Annotated in this window: 9 protein-coding genes and 1 pseudogene; 5 read left to right on the top strand and 5 right to left on the bottom strand. The window is 68.5% G+C overall.

What is annotated here, in order from left to right; genetic code table 11:
• Positions 1–452 precede the first annotated feature (452 nt).
• Both AB0M59_RS23235 and AB0M59_RS23230 read left to right on the top strand, forming a co-directional pair.
• Entirely contained in the window at positions 453–2,237 is a 1,785-nt protein-coding gene (locus tag AB0M59_RS23235; protein WP_364618478.1) for a hypothetical protein, read from the top strand.
• Positions 2,238–2,293: 56 nt separating this feature from the next.
• Positions 2,294–4,495: a beta-L-arabinofuranosidase domain-containing protein gene (locus AB0M59_RS23230; protein WP_364618124.1), complete on the top strand. Its 2,202-nt coding sequence runs from the start codon at positions 2,294–2,296 to the stop codon at positions 4,493–4,495.
• Positions 4,496–4,570: 75 nt separating this feature from the next.
• Here the strand turns inward: AB0M59_RS23230 and AB0M59_RS23225 are convergent, their stop codons facing one another.
• From AB0M59_RS23225 to AB0M59_RS23210, 4 genes and pseudogenes are all read right to left on the bottom strand, one after another.
• Positions 4,571–5,671 (bottom strand): alpha/beta hydrolase, encoded by a 1,101-nt coding sequence (locus tag AB0M59_RS23225; protein ID WP_364618122.1) that lies wholly within the window; start codon positions 5,669–5,671, stop codon positions 4,571–4,573.
• Between the two features lie 125 nt (positions 5,672–5,796).
• Positions 5,797–6,363 (bottom strand): snapalysin family zinc-dependent metalloprotease, encoded by a 567-nt coding sequence (locus AB0M59_RS23220; protein ID WP_364618120.1) that lies wholly within the window; start codon positions 6,361–6,363, stop codon positions 5,797–5,799.
• Positions 6,364–6,538: 175 nt separating this feature from the next.
• On the bottom strand, positions 6,539–10,183 hold the full coding sequence (locus tag AB0M59_RS23215; protein ID WP_364618462.1) for a WD40 repeat domain-containing protein: 3,645 nt from the start codon (positions 10,181–10,183) through the stop codon (positions 6,539–6,541).
• A 33-nt stretch (positions 10,184–10,216) separates the two neighbouring features.
• Positions 10,217–10,429 (bottom strand): annotated as a pseudogene (locus tag AB0M59_RS23210) (helix-turn-helix domain-containing protein); the annotation flags it as partial.
• Positions 10,430–10,915: 486 nt separating this feature from the next.
• On the opposite strand from AB0M59_RS23210, the gene AB0M59_RS23205 reads away from it, so the two are divergent.
• Positions 10,916–15,703 (top strand): hypothetical protein, encoded by a 4,788-nt coding sequence (locus AB0M59_RS23205; RefSeq protein WP_364618118.1) that lies wholly within the window; start codon positions 10,916–10,918, stop codon positions 15,701–15,703.
• A complete protein-coding gene (locus AB0M59_RS23200) occupies positions 15,704–17,371 on the top strand; it encodes a phosphotransferase (protein WP_364618116.1) in 1,668 nt (555 codons plus the stop codon).
• On the opposite strand, the gene AB0M59_RS23195 is transcribed toward AB0M59_RS23200, so the two are convergent.
• Positions 17,329–17,808 carry a hypothetical protein gene (locus AB0M59_RS23195; RefSeq protein ID WP_364618114.1) on the bottom strand — a complete coding sequence of 160 codons (480 nt, stop codon included), beginning with the start codon at positions 17,806–17,808 and terminating at the stop codon, positions 17,329–17,331. The two genes, AB0M59_RS23200 and AB0M59_RS23195, sit on opposite strands and share 43 nt — an antisense overlap.
• A gap of 426 nt (positions 17,809–18,234) precedes the next feature.
• Between AB0M59_RS23195 and AB0M59_RS23190 the strand changes: the two genes are divergently transcribed.
• A complete protein-coding gene (locus tag AB0M59_RS23190; RefSeq protein ID WP_364618112.1) occupies positions 18,235–20,007 on the top strand; it encodes a trehalose-6-phosphate synthase in 1,773 nt (590 codons plus the stop codon).
• The last annotated feature ends 91 nt before the right edge of the window (positions 20,008–20,098 follow it).

The following is a 20,098-nucleotide window of genomic DNA, read 5'->3' as shown; positions in this document are numbered from 1 at the left end:
GTGGCGCCTGCCGGGTTTCACCCCGGGCACGTCCGATGCGTACCAGGGCATCCCGAACCTCGCGCCGAACGCGTGCAAGAACTCCGGGCTGCCGCGGTCGTACGGGACGAACTTCCAGACGCCCGACGATCCGTACGGCCAGGGTTTCCAGAACACGACGGCGATCGGGTGGGACGGCAACTACTGGCCCGTTTCCACTTACCTGTCCGGCTCGTTCTTCGCCCGCGGTGTACCCACGACGTATAACGGCCTATGCGGCGCGATGTATTCGTTCAGTGCTTACACCTACGGCGGAAACCCGGGCGCGCAGTCGGTGCAGTGGACGGAGGACAACGGCTACCTGCCGGCGATGACAACCACCCGCACGTCGGGCACCGTCGGGATCACGATCAAGAACTTCGCCGACAAGGTCACCATCAACGGGCAGCGCGGTCCTGCTCGCGTACACGCGGGTGTCGATCAAGAACAACGGCTCGGCGTCGGTGACAGTCCCGCCGGGCGGCTCGGGCCCGAACCTCGTCCGGCTGACGTCGTCCGGTTCGGACACCGTCGCCGCCGGGCAGACGAGCAATCACGACTTCGTGGTGGCGGTCGACAACTTCGGCAGCGGTGTAGCGCTTCCGACCGGTTCGACGCTGTCGTCGAACGCGCCGAACTACGACACCGCGTACAACCAAATGACGTCGTACTGGAACTCGCGGCTGGCCGAAACGAACACCTTCGGCCTGCCGAACACGACCCTGCCCAACACCGGCAACCTGGCGAACCCCGGCACCGCGATGACCAACGCCTACAAGGCCGGCACGATCTACAACCTGATCATGCAGGTCGGCAAGGCGCAGTTCTCCGGCGCCAACAACTACAACTGGATCCTCAACCACGACGTGCCCGGCGAGCTCACCGCCAAGTTCGAGACCGGCGACTTCCGGGACGCGCGGAACCTGCTGCTCACCGCCCGGATCTCCGAACAGGACAACTGGGATGAGGTCGGCGCCAACTGGTACTGGGACGGCGTCTGGAAGACGATGGGCACCTGGGCGACGTACCTGGCGAAGACGAACGACACCGCGTTCGTCGGCCAGTACTTCCACGACGATCCCAGCACGTGGGGGCCGAGTCTGTACACGATCGCCCGCGTCAAGTACCCGGCCCAGCTCGCCTCGGACGGCACGCTGAAGACCAACTTCGACAACGACTCGACCGGACGCTGGCTGTTCAGCAACTTCTCGGCGTTGCAGATGCTGGCGTCGTACAAGTACATCGCGACGAAGCTCGGTCAGACCGCCGAAGCGACGTGGGCGAACGGCGCCTACACGTCGTTGCTGAACGCGCTGAACACGGTGGTGGGCCGTAACCAGTCGACCAACGGCTTCACCTACCTGCCCTGTGAGGTGGACAAGCCGAACAGCGCCAACCGCTGCAACACCTTCAACGACGCGAACTGGGCCTCGCCGGGCTGGGTCGGTCAGAACCAGTGGTCGACGACGCTCTCCGGCGGCGCGTTGACCGGGATCATGGGCGATCCCGGCCAGATCGACCGCATGTACCAGTGGGGCTTCAACCGGCTGTCGTCCAACGGCTACCCGTTCCCGACCTTCGGGGCGTTCAACGGGTACTCGACGGCGTACAACACGTCGTACTCCTCGGACGGGCTGTTCTCGAACACCTACCGGGACCTGCCGATCACCAGCTACGCGTGGCAGCTGAAGACCACCACCGGCGGCCCGAACGCCTGGTGGGAGGCCAACGGCAGCGGGCCGAGCACGGCCAACCCGTGGATCGGCAGCCACGCGGGCCCGCAGTTCGGTGCGTGCCCGTACGCGTGGCCGATCGCCGGGCAGCAGCAGGGCCTGCTGGAGTCCCTGGTTGCGGAAGGTCTGGCCTCGAGCGGCTCCGGGCCGTACACGTTCACCCGGCCGCTCTACCTCGGACGCGGCGTGCCGAACGCCTGGCTCACGCCCGGCCAGACGATCTCGGTCGGCAACCTGACCAACACCTACGACGTCGCTTCCGGCAGTCGGTCGACCTACGGGGTCTCCCTCGCGGTGAGCGGCTCCAGCGGCGCGCGGGTCGTCACGGTGACGCTGTCGGGCACCCCGCCCGGCGGCGCGGTCTCCATCCAGCTGCCGGTCTTCTTCTCGACCGGCGTGAACTCGGTCAGCGGCGGCACCTACAGCTCCGCCACGCACACGGTCACCGCGAGCGCGAACACGGTGACCATCTCCCTCGCCGGCTGAACCTCCCCGGGGTGCGCCGTGCCCGCGGCGCACCCCGGCTCCCCGGGAAAGGCTCGATGATGCGTGAACCCTCCTTCGACCGCCGCCTCCTCCTCAAGGCCGTGGGCGCGCTCTCGGCGACCGCGGCCCTGACCCCCGCCCTGGCCGGGACCGCCGCCGCGGCCGCGCGTCCCGACATCGGCGTCTCGGTGTTCCCGTTCCCGCTGGGTGCGGTGCGGCTGCAGGCCGGCCCGTTCCTCGACAACATGAACCGCCAGCTGGCGTACTTCCGGTTCGTCGACGCCGACCGCCTGCTGCACACGTTCCGGACCAACGCCGGGATCGCCAGCTCCGCCCAGCCGTGCGGCGGCTGGGAAAGCCCCACGACGGAACTGCGGGGCCACTCGACCGGCCACCTGCTCTCCGGGCTGGCCCAGGCGTACGCGAACACCGGCGACACCGCGTACAAGACCAAGGGCGATTACCTGGTCAACGCCCTGGCCGCGTGCCAGGCGGCGTCGCCGGGACGTGGCTTCCACGCCGGCTACCTCTCGGCGTATCCGGAGAACTTCTTCGACCGGCTGGAGATCGGCCAGTCGGTGTGGGCGCCGTACTACACGCTGCACAAGATCATGGCCGGGCTGCTCGACCAGTACCTCCTGGCCGGCAACCAGCAGGCCCTCGACGTCCTCGTGCGCACGGCGGCCTGGACGAAGACGCGCACGGATCCGCTGTCGACCACCCAGATGCAGCAGGTGCTGCGGACCGAGTTCGGCGGGATGCCGGAGGTGCTCACCAACCTGTACCAGGTCACCGGCGACGCGAACCACCTGACCACGGCCCGGCGGTTCGACCACGCGCAGATCCTCGACCCGCTGGCCGCGAACCAGGATCGCCTGTCGGGGTTCCACGCCAACACCCAGATCCCCAAGATCCTCGGCGCGCTGCGCGAGTACCACGCGACCGGGACGACCCGCTACCGGGACATCGCCGTCAACTTCTGGCGGATCGTCCTGGACCACCACACGTACGTCATCGGCGGCAATTCGGACGGCGAGTACTTCCAGACCCCGGACGCGATCGCGAGCCGGCTCTCGGACAGCACGTGCGAGGTCTGCAACACCTACAACATGCTCAAGCTGACCCGTCAGCTGTTCTTCACCAGCCCGGCGCCCGAGTACATGGACTACTACGAGCTGGCGCTGTTCAACCAGATCCTCGGCGAACAGGACCCGAGCTCGAGCCACGGGTTCGTCACGTACTACACGCCGTTGCGCGCCGGCGGGATCAAGACGTACGCCAACGACTACAACGACTTCACCTGCGACCACGGCACCGGCATGGAGTCGCAGACGAAGTTCGCCGACAGCATCTACTTCTCCAACGGCGAGACGTTGTACGTGAACCTGTTCATCGCGTCGGTCCTGACCTGGCCGGGCCGGGGGATCACGGTCCGGCAGGACACGACGTTCCCCGCGTCGTCCGGCACCCGGTTGACGATCTCCGGCGCCGGGCATATCGCGCTGAAGATCCGGATTCCCCGCTGGACCTCGGGGGCCGTGGTGAAGGTCAACGGCGTGGCTCAAGGGGCCGCTTCACCGGGCACGTACTTCACGATCGACCGGACGTGGGCTTCCGGGGACGTCGTCGACGTGACGCTCCCGGCGTCGTTGACCTTCCCGCGTACCAACGACGACGGCGGTGTCGGCGCGGTGAAGTACGGCGCGATCGTGCTCGCCGGCCAGTACGGCTCGACGAACCTGAGCGCGCTGCCGACGTTGCAACCGGCGACTTTGACGCAGGATCCCGCGAATCCGCTGCGCTTCACCGGCACGGCGAGCACGGGGGCGGTGACGTTGCTGCCGTTCTACGCGACCCACCACCAGCGGTACACGGTGTACTGGCGGATGGCCGGCGCCGGCGGTTCCTACGAGGCCGAGTCCGCCACTTTGGGCGGGCAGGCCGCGGTGCGAAACTCGTCCGGCGGCGTCCTGGTGGGGTACGTAGGCGGCGGTACAGCCAACTTCGTGCAGTTCAGCGTGAGTGCCACGGCAGGCGCGCACCAGGTGACGATCCTCTACGCGTCGGGGGAGGCGCGGTCGTTGACGGTGAGCGTCAACGGCGGCGCAGCGGTCTCCGTCAGCACTCCGAGCACGGGCGGGTGGGACACAGTCGGCTCGGTCACGGTGACGCTGACCCTCACCGCGGGCGCGAACACGATCCGGCTCGGCAACCCGTCCGGCTGGGCGCCGGACCTCGACCGGATCGTCGTGAGCTGAAGTTCGTGAAGGCCACCTTGAGGAACTACAAGGAGAGAAACCGGCGAAGCCCGTCTCCAGGAATCGACTATTTCGTCAATCGCGTAAAAAGCATTCGAAGAAAGCGCCGAGCGACGCGCGTTGCGTGGCGATGCTCCGCCCCGCGTCGACGGTGCCGATGAACGGCGCGACCGACGCCGAGTCGAGGCCGAGCCGGGGGAGCAGCGCCTGGTAGTCGGTGTAGCTGAAGTGCTCGCCGTCGGCCAGGTGGGCTTGGCGGACCGGGCCGCGCTGGTGGCTCAGGAACTCCTGCCACGAACCGTCGGACGCCGCGCTGTGGTTGCCCGCGCTGAGCAGCAGGAAGGGCCGGTCGAGTCCTTCGTCGGCGACGCGGCCGAAGTCGCGGGTCGACTGGGAGTACGCCATGCTGCCGTCGAGGTCGGCGCCAGCGTCGATGCGCGGGTCCGACACCATCGTCTCGCCGGTGGTGAACCCGCCCGCGGAATGGCCGAACATGCCGACCCTGGTCAGGTCGAGGGACAGCCCGGCCGGGAGCGCCGCGTCAGGGTTTTCGCCGCGGGTCAAGGTTTCCAGCGAGTCGAGGACGAACCGGGTGTCCGCCACCCGGGTGGCGATGAGCAGCTTCCCGTCGGTGCCCGGCGGCAGGACCCGCCGTTCGACGCGGCCGCCGGGGAACTCCACCGCCGCCGGTTCGTGGGTGTGGTCGATCGCGACCGTCACGTAACCCTGGCTCGTGAGCTGCTCAAGCAGCGTGGTGCCGACCGAACGCGGGTACTTGGCGCTGGGGGAGTAGAGCACGACGGGACGCCGCCCGCCGGCGGCGGGAGCGTCGGTGCGGGCGTGCGTGGGAAAGGTGTAGCCGAGGCGGTCGGCGTCGATGCCGAGCTGGCGCGCGTCTTCCTCCGCGATGATGTCCGCGGCCCCCGGCGTCATGTAGGGCGCCCGCGGGCCGCCGCCGGGCCGCGCCGGGTACCGGACGGTCACCATCAGCTCCCGCGTCGTGCCCGCGACCCACGGATCCTGCCGGGCGTGGTCGACGAGGTGCAGATCGGTGCTGCCGACGGCATAAGGTCCGGCCGGCGCAGGTAGCGCGAGCTGGGTCGTGGAGGCCGTGGCGGCTGCCGCGGAGGACATCAGGAGGACGCCGGCGAGTCCGGCGACGAGTGCTTTTCGCATGGTTTGACCGTATTGACGCGGGGGTGCCGCGCCATCGGGATGATCACCGATTTCGTCCCGGTCAGGGTCGGCCGCCGAGACGCGGCCCCGGGGCGAGTGCCCCGGGGCCGCGTCCAGGCTCTGGATCAGAAGCCGTAGACGGTCTCGTAGATCTGCTGGCCTGCCTGGTTCGTCGCCGCGAGGCCGTTGGCCCACAGCGAGTTCACCCGGCTGCGCTCGGCCGAGTTCGGCACCGCGTTGGTGCAGGACGGGCCGGGGCCGCCGCCGGACATCAGTTCCGAGCACGGGCCCGAGTAGTGGTCCGGCAGCCCGAGGGCGTGACCGGTCTCGTGCGCCGCGATGCGGGTCGGGTTGTACTGGCGGGCCTGGGTGTAGTCGATGAAGATGGTGCCGCTGCCGTGACCGTTGGTCGAGGCGTAGGACCCGCGGGGGTCGTTGCCCTCGGTGTAGCGCAGGCTCGCGCCGGAGTTGCGCTCGACCAGTCTGACGTTGGTGACGCTGCGGTTCCAGTTGGCGGCACCGGCGTTGATCACCGAGCGGAACGACGGCGCGCTGGCCGTGCTGTAGTAAACGGTCGTGACGGCGGCTTCTTGCTGGGTGCCGGCCGGAGCGGCGGACGCGGTGCCCGCGGCGATCGGTGTCACGGCCAGGGCCAGCGCGACAGCGCCGGCCAGGGCGAACTTCCTCGACATCGGAAGACTCCTCGTGGGGGACGGGGATTTGCCGGATTTGCGCGCGCTGTCGAAAATTTACCGTCTGTTCGCCTTCACGGGAGCCGACTTCCGTAGGGCGGTGGACGTGGTGATTTACCAATACTGACTGCGGGTTGACAGACTCTCCGCGATACGTTCGCGGCCTTCGCCCGGATCAGCACTGCGGCTCGTAAGGTCGGTCGGGGATGTACCGGGTCCATTCCTCCTTGGTGACACGCTGCCCCACCGCGGCGCAGATCCGCGTGGTCGCCCGGTCAGGATCTGTCTCCCACATGCGGATCGCCTTCTCCGCGGTGCCCGCGGTGAGCGTGTGCCCGTCCGGGGCGAACTCGACTACGAACACCGAGTCCTGCGCGGCCGTCAGGGTCGCGAGCCAACGTGGTGCGTCGGGGTTCGTGACGTCCCAGGTCCAGACGGTGTGGTCGTATCCGCCTGCGGCCAAGGTGGTGCCATCGGGACTGAAAGCCACGGAGTAGACGTAGTTCGTTGCACCGACCAGCGGAGTGCCGATGGCGCGGGGTGCGCCCGGATCACCGAGGTCCCACAGACGGACGGTCTTGTCCGCGCTGCCCGCCGCGACAAGCCTGCCCTTCGGTGCGAACACGACGGAGTGGACGTAGCTGTCGAAGCCCGTGAGCGGGGGAAGTGGTCGTGGCGTATCGAGGTGGCTCACGTCCCACAGCCAGATCTTTCCGTCGAGGCTGCCGGCCGCGAGCAGGGAGTCGTCGGCGCTGAACGAGAGTGAGTAGACGCTGTTGCCAGGACCTTGCAGTGTCGCCATCAATTTGGCGGAGCGCGGATCGCTCACGTCCCAGACGGTGACCGCCCGTTCGTCGGTGCCGACGGCCAGCAGCCTCCCCTTCCGGCTGAACTCCACAGTTTCGACCAGGCTGTCACTCGCATGGAGTGGCGGGCCGAGCGCTCGGGGTGCGTCGGGGGCGGAGACGTCGAAGAGCACGACGAAACCGTCGTCGAGCCCAGTGGCGGCGGTCCGGCCGTCCGGACTCAGGCTCACCGACCCGGAGAAGTTGTCACCGGCATGAGGGTTCACCAGCGGCACACCACGTCGCACCGGTCGCGCCGGGTTCGTCGTGTCCCAGAGCTCCGTCGTGTTCGCCACGATGCCCGCGCTGGTGATGAGGGTGTCGTGGTTGCCGGCGTATTCCAGTGAGAGAGCACTATTGGCCCGGTTTCCGATTCGTTGCCCGGGAACCGGCCACAGCCGTGTGACGCCGTCGGCGGCCACGCTCGCTACCACCGCGCCGCCGTCGAGGAACTCCACACCGGTCACCGGTCCCGGATGGGGCAGGGACACGATCACCCGGTCTGTCGTCCGGTCCCAGACACGGACCGAGCTGTCGGAACTCCCCGCGGCAAGAGTGGTGCCGTCGGGTGCGAACGTGATCGTGTTGACCCGGCCGGTGGCGCCGGCCAGAGCCGGGGCGGGTACGGGATGCCGGACGTCGGCGGTGTTCCAGACGTAGACGTTCTTGTCCGCACTCCCCGCGGCGAGTGTGTGCCCATCCGGGGCGAAGGCTACGGTGAGCACTTTGCCGGCCGAGCCGCCGAGAGGACTGCCCAACGGCACCGGCTGCGCAGGCGTGGCGATATCCCAGAGCCTGACGGTCCGGTCGGCGCCGCCCGCGGCGAGCGTGTGGCCGTCCGGGGCGAACGCCACTGCCTGGACGAAGCCGGTGAACCCGGTCAACGTCGCCAGAAGGGCGGGACGGGTGCGGTTCGCCGTCGAGAACAACCGTACGGTCTGGTCCGCGGACCCGACCGCGAGCAGTGTGCCGTCCGGGCTGAAAGCGGCTGCGTAGACCGTATTGCCGAACCCGGTCAGCGGATCGCCGAGCGGTACCGGTTTCGTCGGGTCGGTGACATCCCAGAGCCTCACCCGGCGATCGCCTCCACCCGTCACGAGGACATCGCCGCTTCGGTCGAAGGCCGCCGTGAAGATCGTGTCGTCCGCCGCCGAGAACGGCGGACCCGCCCGGACCGGCAGTTCGCCGGGACGGCGGGTCCACAACTGGACCTGGCGCCCGGTGCCGGCGGTCGCGAGAAGGGAGCCGCCTGGAGCGGCGGCCACGGCCTGCAACACCTGTAACGGGCCGAGCAGCCGCTCGGCGAGCGGGCTGGCGGTCGCGTCCAGGAGGCTTGCCCTGGCTTGGGGGGTAGGTGAGATGCGGTATGCCTCGAGACTCAGCTGCGCAGCCAGGGACACGTCGCTCGTCCGGAACCGGTCGGCCTGCGTGGCGAGCTCCCTCGACTGGCTCAAGTCCCGCTGTTGGTCGCTCGCCGCCGATTGGGTGACGGCGTAGCTGACCATCGCGCTCGCGAGCAGGACGCTGACGGCGATGATCGAGATCAGTCCTCGCCTGATCCTCCGCCTGGTGCGCAGGTCGCGTTGCTCGATGTGGTGGCGGTCGTTGGATGCGGCGAGAAAGTCGCGCTCGGTGGCATTCAGCAGGTTGTCGCGTCCCGGCTGCTCCAACCATTCGTTCGCCGCCGTGAGCAAAACACCGCGGTACAGCAGATCGCTGTCCTCGCGAGACTCCTGCCAGGTCCGCGCGGCCAAGCCGAGCCTCCGGTGCAGGGCGTGGCCGGCTCTGTCGTCGTCCAGCCAGCTCCGGAGCCGGGGCCACGCCAAGATCAATGCCTCGTGCGCGATCTCGACGCCGTCTTCGGCAATGGTGAGTAGGCGTCCGTTGACGAACCGGTCCAGTACTTCAGCCGACGCGTCGTCCGCTGCACCGCCCTCGATCTCCGCTGTGGGCACCCGGCGGCGGGTGTCCGGCAAGGCGTCACCGGTGTGCACCAAGCGCAGGAACACACCGCGGGCCCGGTTTCGCCCAGTCGACCCGAGCTGCTCGTGGATGGCTTCCGCCGTCTGGGCGACGGCCTGCCGGATGCCACCGCACTCCTTGTACCCGGCCACGGTGAGCGCGCCGTTCTGCCGACGTTCCCAAGTCATCCGAAGCGCGTGGGCCAGCAGAGGCAGCGCACCCGAATCGCAGGCTGCGGTCGAGCCGGTCGGCGCGAGGTCACGCAGGATGAGGTCGACCAGGCCGGGTTCGAGCGAGAGCCTGGCCTTCGAGGCCGGCCCGGTGATGACCTTGGTCAGCTCCTCACGCGACATCGGGGGGATCACGACCTGGCCGTCGTTGAGCGCGCCGGCGAGCATCGGGTCGTCGGTGGCCTGGGGGAAGAAGTCGGCGCGCATACCCAGCACGACCACGGTCGACGCGGCTCCACTGGCGAGCCCGTCGGCGAGATAGGCGATCGCGTGCAGGAAGGCCTGACGCTCGACCTCTTCGGTCTCCGCGCTGAAGAGTTCCTCGAACTGGTCGATGACGAGAACCGCCCCTTCCTGGCCCTCGGAGTCCAGGCGTTCGCGGAGGGCAGGTTGCAGCAGATGCCGGGAAAGCTCGGAGGGATCGGCCGTGATTTGCCGTGAGACGTCGGCGTTGTCGACCCCGAGCAGGTCGGCTAGCCGTGAACACGGTTTCTGCCCGGGTGTCATGAACAGGATGAGACGATCACCGGTGCGGGCGAGAGCCGGTATGACGCCGGCCTTGAGCACGGACGACTTGCCGACGCCGGACGAACCGACGACGAACAGGGGGCGCCCGCGCGAAGACCGGGTGCGGATCCGGCTCAGGATCAGGTCTGTGATGCGAGTTCGTCCGAAGAACCACTCGGTGTCCTGCTCGTCGAACGCTTCCAGGCCGCGGTACGGGACCGGTCGGCCCGCGGGTTCCGGACCGGGCCGGCGACGGATCCGCTCAATCGCGGCCAACCATTCGTCGTGCGCCCTTTTGTCATGTATGCCTAATACTTTCAGGAGTGCGATGAACTCCTGGCCGCGCCCGCGCTGCGGCAGATTGCGGCCACGCACGTAGCCGTGAAGTGTTGTCACGGGCAATCCGGCCCGGCGCGCGGCCTTGTGCAGGCTCAGGTCGGCCCGCAGGCACAGCGCTTTGAGGGCACTGCCGAATTCCGCACGATCGTTGATCCGCTTTGGGTCGGGCTCGGGATCCGTCACGAGTCGTTTCTCCCTTCGGGTCTGATGTGATCGCTGCCGAACTGTCGCGCGCGATTAATCCGGATGGGAACCGGCGCACGGCCCTGAGTGTTCGTCCGAACGGCCGATCGGCGGAGGTTCCTGCCGCGTACGAGAACGTACGAAATTCCGGACGCGCGTCGCGCTCTCCGTCCGAAGATGTTCGAGGATTCGGCGCGGAGTTCCGAAGTGAGGGTGTTCGCGCTTGACTGGAGAGTGGAACCCGCCCGGGAAAGGCGCTTCCGCGATTCGGTGTCGCGGTCGCACTGTGGCATGGACGTGCCTCCGGAATTGGGTTTCTCTACGGAAGCGCACAGTGTGTTCGTGGTCAAGGACAGACGCTGGACAATTGCGTACACGGTGGGATCGGAGCGAAAATGTGGTGATCGAATGGGCATCTGCATGGTCATCCGATGATTTTTTGCCGCCGCGCCGATGGGCGGCGGGAGCGTCGAGGAGGTATCGGAAATGATCGTCTACCGGCTGCCCGATCTGCTCACCGTCGAGGCGTGGGAGAGTCGCTTGAGCGGTGCCGGCAGTCCGTTCACCGATGCCGACGGCTGGCGGCCGGAGGTGGCGGCGGAGGGGTTCCGGCTTGACTTCGCGTCGGTGGAGTTCGTCCACTTCGAGACGTTGGCGCGCGCACTGGTGCTCCTGGACGCCGCTGTCCGTGACGGCGTCCGGGCGAACGTGGTGCTGCCCACCGGGCACCTGCCGGTCGTGGAGGCGGGGGAGCCCGAGGAGCCGGCCGGCGGCGGAATCGCGTTCGAGTCGATCGAGCGGCGGGTTGCCCGGCAAGCCCGAGCCCGGGAAGAGGCCAGAGCGTTCATGCGGGACGTCGGCTTCCTCGAAGCCTTGCACGCGTCTCACTGGCCAGAGGGCGCTGTGCGGGTCGAAGACTCGGCCGCACACTGGCTGGGCCAACCGGGACCGGAGACCACGCCCGGGGCGGTGATCACGCCCCTCGACGAGGCGAAGCTGCTTCGCCGCCGGCGGATCCTCCCGTTTCGCTGGGTTCCCGTTGACGCGCACGGCGCGGTGGCCGCTGATGTCCTGCGCGAGGCGCAGAGACGGTTCAAGGACATGGGACTCTCGCGCTCGGACGCCCGAGCCATCACGCTCGCGGTCGTTTCGGGCCTCGTCGAGAACGTCGGCCTGCACGCGGGGCTCGGCTCGCCGGGGACGCCGTACGCGCTGATCGCCGCGGTGCTGGTCGATGACGACCTCTATGTCAGCCGCCGTGATCTTCCCCGCGCCGCGCAGGAGCTGGCCACGTCGCTGGTGGACGGCGGCACCGGTGGCCAGGTGCTCCAGCTCGTCGTGGCGGATTCGGGAATCGGCCTGTTCCGTCGGCTGTCCCTCGACCGGGATCCCTCGGCGGACCGGGTGCCGACCCGCGATCTGGCGCTGCAGGCTTTCGAACGGAACATCGCCGGCAAAGGCCCCGACGGGCAGGCCGGAGCGGTCGGACTCTGGCGGGTCGCACGGCTGGTCGGCAGTTACCACGGCAGCGTCGTGACGCGGTCGGCCGACGCGGCGATCGGGAAGGTGTACCCGGGCAGCACGGTCGAAGACTTCGACGAGCCGCAACCGGTGTGGGCGCCGGGCACCGTCGTGGAGGTCACGTTGGTCATCCGCGACTACCTGACGCGGGCGTTGTCGGTGCCGTGGGAATGGCGGTCCAGCGCCCGCTCCGACGCCCGCTGGGAAGTCATCCCCTGCGAGTTCGACCCCGAGCACGGCATCGGGGACGTGGATCGCGCTCGGCTGGACGAGGCGGCGCTGCTGGCCCAGGACGGCGGGCGCTCGGCGGGAGTGGTCGCGACCATCGCCGTCAGGCAGGCCGACCACGCGCTCTCCGACGCCGCGGTGCAGACCGCGTTGTCGCGTGCCTTGCACGTGGCCAGCCTGACTCCGCACCAGGCCACGGTCGTCCTGGTCTTCCCGAACGCCGACCCGCGGTTGCTCGACCTCATGGTCGCCGGACTCAACGTCGACGAGGAGCGGGAGTGGGAGCTGACGCAGAGGAGCCGCACGCCGAACCCGATCCTGGTCCTGGGCGCATCCGGCGCACCCCTGTGGTGTGGCGGCTCGGTGTGCCTGCGCGCCGTACTGGAGGGGCTGACCGCGGCGGGCGGGGCGTTGCCGGTGGCCGACGTGGTCCGGCTGTGGGCGGCGGCGGGCCGGGCACCCGACGAGCTGTGGCCGACGCTCGGCAGGCACTCGCACCTGGTCACCGTGACCGCGGCCGAGGTGATCCTGCACGTCTCGGCCGGCGACGCGGTGCGCGCCCTCGGTGAGTACGTCCGGGACACACTCGCCGAGACGATCGGGCAGAGCGGCCCCGGGGTGGTGCCCGGGCTGTTCCGGATGCCGACGCTCCGCCTGGCCGACCGGTGGATCGACGTCGATTCCTTGTTGCGTGGCACGGTCGGGTTCGACCTCGCGGCCTTTCTCCTCGCGCGGGCGGTCGAGGAAGCCGCCTTGGCCGATCAGGAGCGCGACGGCTCCTTGGTGGTCGCCCGTGCCTCGACGACGCCCACTCAGCTGGCGGCTCAGCTGAGCGAATGCCTGTACCGCGACGGGCGGTACTACGACCTCCCCGGCGAGCTGGACCTGGACGGCATTCCCGTCAGCGAGCAGGTGCCCCGCCGGGCGAACGTCGTCATCTGCGCCGACATACTGGCCACGGAGAACACCGCCCGGCGCGCGGCGGCCGCGCTCGTCGGCAATCGCGCCGTGCCCGTGGCGGTGGCCTGCGTGGTCGACACGAGGACCCACTCGGGTCCGATCCGGATGTTCAACCGGGACATCGCCGTGCTCTCCTTGGTTACAGCGGAGGTCGCGGTGCCACCGCGGGCCGGTGCCGTGCCGGTCGACATCAACCCGATCCATCGGCGGCCGGTCGCGTCCGACGAGGTCGGTACGCCGCCGCGCACCCCGATCACCGAAGAAACCCTGCTCGGCTGGTGCGCGAAGGACGACGATTCCCTGCGGCTCGGCCATGTCGAGAGCATTCCGCGCGCCCGCCACTTCAGTGCTTATCCGCAGCTGGACCACTTGTTGTTCGGCAAGGGGGTGAGCGACGAGGTGCGATCCGCGATCCGCCACAGCGTGCACGACGTGACGCGCCAGTGGGCGGCGGACGGTCCGGGGGCGGGGGAGCTCGGCCGGTGCCGGATCTGGCATCCGGGCGGGCCCGCCGACTACGCGGCCAAGCTCGCCCAGCTGGTCCGGAGCGTGCTCGTCGAGGAGGGGACGACCGTCACCGACGTGCTGCCGATCCCGCGGGCGGTCGCCGGGAACCGGTGGATGTTCCCGGCCAGCCTGCCGGCGCCACGGGAACTGGGCACCGTGGTCGTTGTCGACTGGGGCGCGCTGAGCGCCAAGTCGATCCATCAGATGATCCGGCTCGCGGCCGAGGCGGGAGCATCCGCGATCCTCGCGCTCGTCCTGCTCAACCAGCTCGGGGACCAGGAGTCCGACGTTCTTCGGGCGGTCAGCGCGCTGCGCGCCCGCCGGAGCGGCCGGGCCAGGCCCGCGGTGCCCACCGAGGTGCGTTTCCTGGCGACGAGCAGCCTGGGCCGTCTGGCGGTTCCCGACTGCTCGCTGTGCGAGACGAGAGACCTCTACGAGGACTACGCGGAGTCGGCCCCGCGAGCTCTGCGGGGTCATGCGAAACGACTCTGGGAAAGGACCCGGCTCCGCACCCGGACCGAAGTCTTCGGTGAGGTGCCGGTCGACCTCTTCAAGGTGCCGATCCGGGCCGAGGACATGGCCGACTACCTGAGGTGGCGGGGCCTCCTGCTCAGAGCACTCGAAGACACGGCGGCGCGGCAGGAGGTGCTCGACCGGATCGGCGGGCTCGACGACATCGACACGGAAGCCGTGCCCCGCACGAAGTGGACCAGGGACAGCCTTGTGCGGCTGACCGCGGCCGAGCAGAACTGGCTGAAGTTGCCGCCGCTGCGCTTTGCCGACGCGCGGGAGAGGCTGGCCGCGATCTGCGAAACCGCGGTGCGACGATCGCAGACCGGCCACGCCTGGTTCCGCACCCAGGCCGTGATGGTGATGGCCGCCGCGAAGCCGGAGACTTTCGTCGAGCTCCTGCCCAAGCTGCTCGCCCGGGCTGTCGCCATCGACGAGCGAGAGCTCAGCGACCAGCTTTTCCTCGAGTGCCACCGCCTGCTTCGCCGGCCGCTGGAGGACATGCCGATCGACCACGCCGCCATGCGGTCGGCCCTGATCCGGTGCCGCGACCGGCTCGAATCCCTGCTCGGCCCGGGCGACACCGACGTGGTCCGCAAGTCGGTCGGAGTGGTCAAGGAACTGCTCGCGGTCGTCGACGCCAAGGCGTGGCCGCGCCCACGCAACCCCCAGCACGGATGGTGGCTGCTGCACGAAGAGCTCAGCAGGCACGTGCAGGACCACCGGATGGAGGCGGTCCTGCTCCGGGTCCGGGACTTCGTCGAAGATCTCGTCTTCGCGCAGCCGCCGCCCCCGCGCGGCAGAGAGGCGCTCTCCGACTGGGAACAGTGCCGCACACAGCTCTGCCAGCGAGCCCTCGTGAACATGACCGCGCTGACCGACATCATCGCCGGCGAGTACGTGTCCGACCGCGTCGGGCGGCACGACCAGCGACGGCTGCTGGCCGCGATCTCCGATCCCGATTTCTCCGAGCTCCAGCGGGTACACGACCAGCTCGAAGACATGGTGGATCGACCGTGGACCCCCCAGGACCCGGACTGGCTCCGGGAACACCGGGATCTGCTGGTCCGGCTCCGCTGGTGGCATCGGATGTTCACGGCGACGCACCTCGACGCCGGGCGTACCGCGGTGTTCGTCGAGCTCGTGGAGTCCGCACCGGTCGTACCCGGCCCACGCGTCGACCGGGTCGTGCAGGGTGCGGGAGTGGACTTCTCCACCCTGGAGCGGGAAATCGGGGATCGGACGGAAGTCTTCTGCCCGGCCTCCCTGCTCGACGAAGCCGTGACGCACACCATCGCGAACATCCGGCAGCACGGGGGACAAGCCGCGACGCCGATCGTGCGCGTCGAGTACGGCATGTGCGAAGGACGACGGCTGTCGTTGGTGATCCGGAACACGGGCACGCGCCCGAGTACCCAGCCCGGGCACGGTCTTCGAACGCTCAACGACAAGCTCCGCCCGTTCGGCGGTTCGATCACCGGAACACCGCTCGACGACGAGTGGACGTTCGCGACGGAGATCGGCTTGTCCGTCTGGCAGGGAGCCTGAATGGAACACGTCATCCGCGGACTGATGGTCGACGACGTCGAAAAGAACCGGAACTCGGTCAGCCTCCGGCTGAGCCAGCAGCTGAAAATGAAGGGCTGGACGGTCAACTGGACCATGGTCGGGGATCCGAACGAGGCGCATCGGCTGCTCGCCGACGAACCGCCGTTCGACCTGTGCGTGATCGATCTGCTCTTCAAACGCGAAGATCTGGACGACGACGAACCGCGGGGGCTCGAATTGGTGCAGCGCGCCGTCGCGGTCGCCCCGGGCGCTTACGTCTTCGTGATCAGCACCGGTGACAGCCATCGGCGCGATCTGTTCTCCAAGGCCGAGGAGCTGGGGGCGCACAAGGTGCTCCGGCGAGCGGAGTTCAGCACCGAGACGACGAGTACGAGTCCGGAGGCGGTGGCCGCGGCGATCCGCAACCACCTGCTCGGGAACGGGAGTGTCATAGAGGTCGAGGTTCGCGCTGACCGCACCGACCCCGCCGTCCAGGCTCTTCTGTTCGAGGTCAAGGAGGCGACGCTGACGCAGCTGCACAGGCTCGTGCTGGAAGCCACGGACGACGTCGCTGACATCATCGAGGTCAAGTGCCTGGTTCCCGGTGCGTCCGGGGCCAGCGTGTGCAGCACGACCGCGCGGGTGCGGCGAGGGCCGACCGTGCACCACGTGCTCAAGGTGAGCCGGGCCGAGGAGAACCTCGTCCGTGAGACCCGTGGAGCCCTGCAGGCGCGTCAGCTGCTGCCGCAGCGGTTCGTCGTTCCCGTCCAACCGGAACGGCCGGTGGGCCCGGTGAACGGCTGGTGCGCGACGGGCGCGCACCTCGACCGGCACGCGCTGCCGCTGCACCGGTGGCTGGGCACCGGACCGGCGCCGGAGCTGGTCCGGGATCTTTTCGACCTGCTGTTCTCCGACTGCCTGGGAGTGTTGTACGAAACCACCGGGGAGGACCGCTGCGGAAGCGCGCCCTCGCTGCTCACCCTCCCGTACTACAAGCAATGCCTCGTGCTGCGCGCGTTGGAGGAGCTCGCGCCGCTGTTGACCCATCCCCGGGGCGGCCGGCTCGAGGATGCGACCACCCTGATCGCTGACGTCGGAGCGTTCGTCACCGAGCGGCGGCTGCCCGGCATCCAGGAACGGAACCTGCCCCAGCGGAGTCATGTCTGCATCGGCCACGGCGACCTCCACGGAGGAAATGTGCTGGTGTACCCGGGGCGCCACCCGTCGCCCGCGTTGATCGACTTCAGCGAGTTCGGCAAGGTGCATTGGGCCCTCGATCCGGCCCGGCTCGCGGTCGACCTCCTGATGTACGGGATCGATTCGGGGCCGGAATCGGCCTTCTTCGAGGGAGTTCCGGTGTGGCGGAAGCTGGCGGCCGCTGTCGGTGTGCTGTCCGCCGACCTGCGTGCCGTCTCTTCGAACCCGTCGACGACCGCGTACCTGGGTGGCCTCGGCTGGCTCACCGGACAGCTCCGGCAAATCTGCCCGAAGCTGCGCGCGGACGTCGATTTCCGGCGGAATCACTGGGAATGGCATCTCGCTTTGGGCAGTCAGTTGCTGCGGGTGAGCTACCACCGCGACATGCCTCCCCCGAAGAGGGTGGCAGGTCTGATCGCGGCGCATGATCAGCTGGTCGCCGCGGCGGCCGCCGTACCCGAGCGGGACTGACGGTCCGGCGCGCGAAGGTCGATGACGACGTGGCGATCTTCGCGCACCTGAGTGTGGATCCAAGCGCGTGTCGCCACTTCCTTCACCTTCAAGGGCACTTCTGTGTACGCGTTCGCCTCGATTCCGCGATGTCCGTGCCGTACGACCGCCCGGTGGACCACGTCGGAAAGGGCTACGACGAGGTCTGCATGCGGCCGAAGGAGGAGTTCTTCGCGAAGCGGTGCCGAATCGACCAGCCGGCACGTCAGGTTGAGGTCCGTGCCGATCCAGCCGTGCGGCCCCCGGACCACCTCGCCCGCGTGGACTGCGAGGCGGACGCGAATGCGGTGAGCTGCTTCCGCCTTCGAGTTGTGGTCGTGCAGGCACGCTCTCAACCGCGGGATGAACGGCTGGATCAGCACCGCCTTGGAAACGGTCGCGGGGACGAACACGATCACGCCGTCTCCTCGATCTTCGAAAGCAAGGCGAGAGAGGGGTAGGCCCGATGTGCGGCAGGCTGCGCGGACGACTCTGTCCAGGCTCGTTCGGATGTGCACCTGAGCAGGGTCCGTCCGCCGTCCGAAGCCCGCTACGTCGAGGACGATGATCGAGCGATGCTGCGGGTCCGTGTGCCGCTGACGCCACGGATTGCGGAGCGTTTGGTGGAGTCGGAATGTCATGCGAACGGGCCTTCCGCTTCGGAGGTGTCTGGCTGAGCTGATCGTCGGGGCAGAGAGGCCGCGATCCACGATCGGCGCGTCGAACTTCACCGTGCTCGACGAACGTGGACCGCTATGAACGCGCCCTGTACTCCGTTCTCGCGAAACCGCTGGTGATCAGTTGACGGTTTCTGACAGGGTTGAACGCCGAGGCAAGGAGACGGCGTGGCGCTGAAGCGTGAACCGACACCGGCCGGGGCGATCACCGAGTTGTTCGACCGCCTGCACGACCTGCACCTCGACGCGGGCGAGCCGGGAGTCCGGCAGATCGCCACGGGTATCGGCCGTGGCGTTGTCAGCTATACGACCGTGCACAATGTTTTCCGCGGACCGAAGGTGCCGAAATGGGGTCATCTGGAGCTGATCGTCGACCAGTTGGGAGGCAACCCTGAGGCGTTCCACGTCCTGTGGCGCGCTGCGCGACTCGCGGAACTCGCGGCGCCCGGTACCGGACCGGCGTCCGAACACAGACCTGCGCCCGACTCCGCGAGGAGAGACGCCCCGGAGGGCGGCGCAGTCCCGTCAGTGGATGAAGATCCCGAGAGCCGGTCTTTCGACTTCGTTCTGGTGACGAATCGAATACCGGTCCACGCCCACAACAGATGGCCTGCGGGCGCGCGGAACATTTACAGTCCCGGCCTGGACCAGGTCTTCCGTGATCTCGTCATCGGGAGGCAGGGCGTATGGGTGGGGTGGTCACGCCATGACGCAGGTGCCGGCGGTCTCGAGCAGACAGGTGAACCGCCGCTCATGACGGTGGTCTTGACCGGGCGTGAAGTCGAATGGCACATGGAAGGACAATGCAGCTCGACGTTGTGGCCGCTCTACCACGGATCGATCGAACGCCCGGAATTCCGCCGGGACTGGCGCGAAGCCTATCGCGTGGTCAACCAGCGGTACGCCGACGCGGTGGTTCGCGTCGCCGCGACCGGTGCTGTCGTCTGGATCCACGACTACCAGCTTCAGTTGGTCCCCGCGCTGCTGCGTGAGCGGAGGCCTGACCTGCGGATCGGCTTCTTCCTGCACATTCCGTTGCCGCCGGTCGAGTTGTTCGGCCAGTTGCCCGGGGGTGGTGAAATCCTGCGTGGGCTGCTCGGTGCCGACGTCGTCGGCTTCCAACGCCCGCGGAGCGCGCAGAACTTCCTGCAGCTCTGCCGGGCCGTCCTCGGCCTGTCGACGTCCGAGGGCTCTGTCGAAACAGGCATACGTACCGTTGTAGTCGGTGCCTACCCCGTCTCGGTCGATGTGGCAGCGATCGAGCGGCTGGTCGGCCAGTCCCAGATCAGGCGACGTGCGCAGCAGATCCGGGCTGAGGCCGGGAATCCCGAGGTGCTCGTCGCCGGGATCGACCGGCTCGATTACACGAAGGGCATCGAGCAACGTCTCCTGGCTTACGGCGAGATTCTCAACGAGATGCGGTCCGTGACGAACCCTCCGGTCTTCATCCAGGTCGCAACTCTGAGCAGAGAACGGGTCGCGAGGTACGCGAGTCTGCGCGAACGCGTCGACCGGCTCGCGGGACACCTGAACGGCAGTTACGGCCGAATGGGAAGCCCGGCAGTCCGCTACACGAACAGTGCCCTCGATTTCAATGAGGTGGTGGCTCTCTACCGCGCCGCCGACGTGATGGTCGCGACGCCTTTCAGCGACGGCATGAATCTGGTAGCGAAAGAATACGTAGCGAGCCGCGTAGACGACAGAGGTGTGCTGGTACTGAGCCAGTTCGCCGGCGCGGCCGCGGAACTGGGGGAGGCCATCCTGGTCAACCCTAACGACTCCGACGACTTGAAGGATGCGATCCTCCGCGCGATCGCGATGCGACCTGCCGAACAGGAGCGACGGATGGGGGCGATGAGGGAGCACCTGCGCGCCCATGGCAGCCACGCCTGGACCGTGTCGTTCCTGACCGCCTTGGAAAGGGCCGCTCCCTTGGCCTAGTACTGCAACGGCACTCGGGTGGCGTGTGGTAGATCATCCTGGTGGTGGTCGATGTGGTGATGGATCAGCTGGACCGGGTGCATGAGCGGAT

Origin of the sequence: Amycolatopsis sp. NPDC051371, from assembly GCF_040682155.1 — a bacterium.
Classification (GTDB): Bacteria; Actinomycetota; Actinomycetes; order Mycobacteriales; family Pseudonocardiaceae; genus Amycolatopsis.
Note: the sequence above shows the minus strand (reverse complement) of the source record. Positions and strands in the feature narration are given on the sequence as shown.

What these genes read in the sequence shown, in the direction of transcription:
- AB0M59_RS23205 (WP_364618118.1), top strand. Translation starts at nt 10,916, where the DNA reads ATGATCGTCTACCGGCTGCCCGATCTGCTCACCGTCGAGGCGTGGGAG.
- AB0M59_RS23220 (WP_364618120.1), bottom strand. Translation starts at nt 6,363, where the DNA reads ATGTCGAGGAAGTTCGCCCTGGCCGGCGCTGTCGCGCTGGCCCTGGCC.
- AB0M59_RS23200 (WP_364618116.1), top strand. Translation starts at nt 15,704, where the DNA reads ATGGAACACGTCATCCGCGGACTGATGGTCGACGACGTCGAAAAGAAC.
- AB0M59_RS23230 (WP_364618124.1), top strand. Translation starts at nt 2,294, where the DNA reads ATGATGCGTGAACCCTCCTTCGACCGCCGCCTCCTCCTCAAGGCCGTG.
- AB0M59_RS23225 (WP_364618122.1), bottom strand. Translation starts at nt 5,671, where the DNA reads ATGCGAAAAGCACTCGTCGCCGGACTCGCCGGCGTCCTCCTGATGTCC.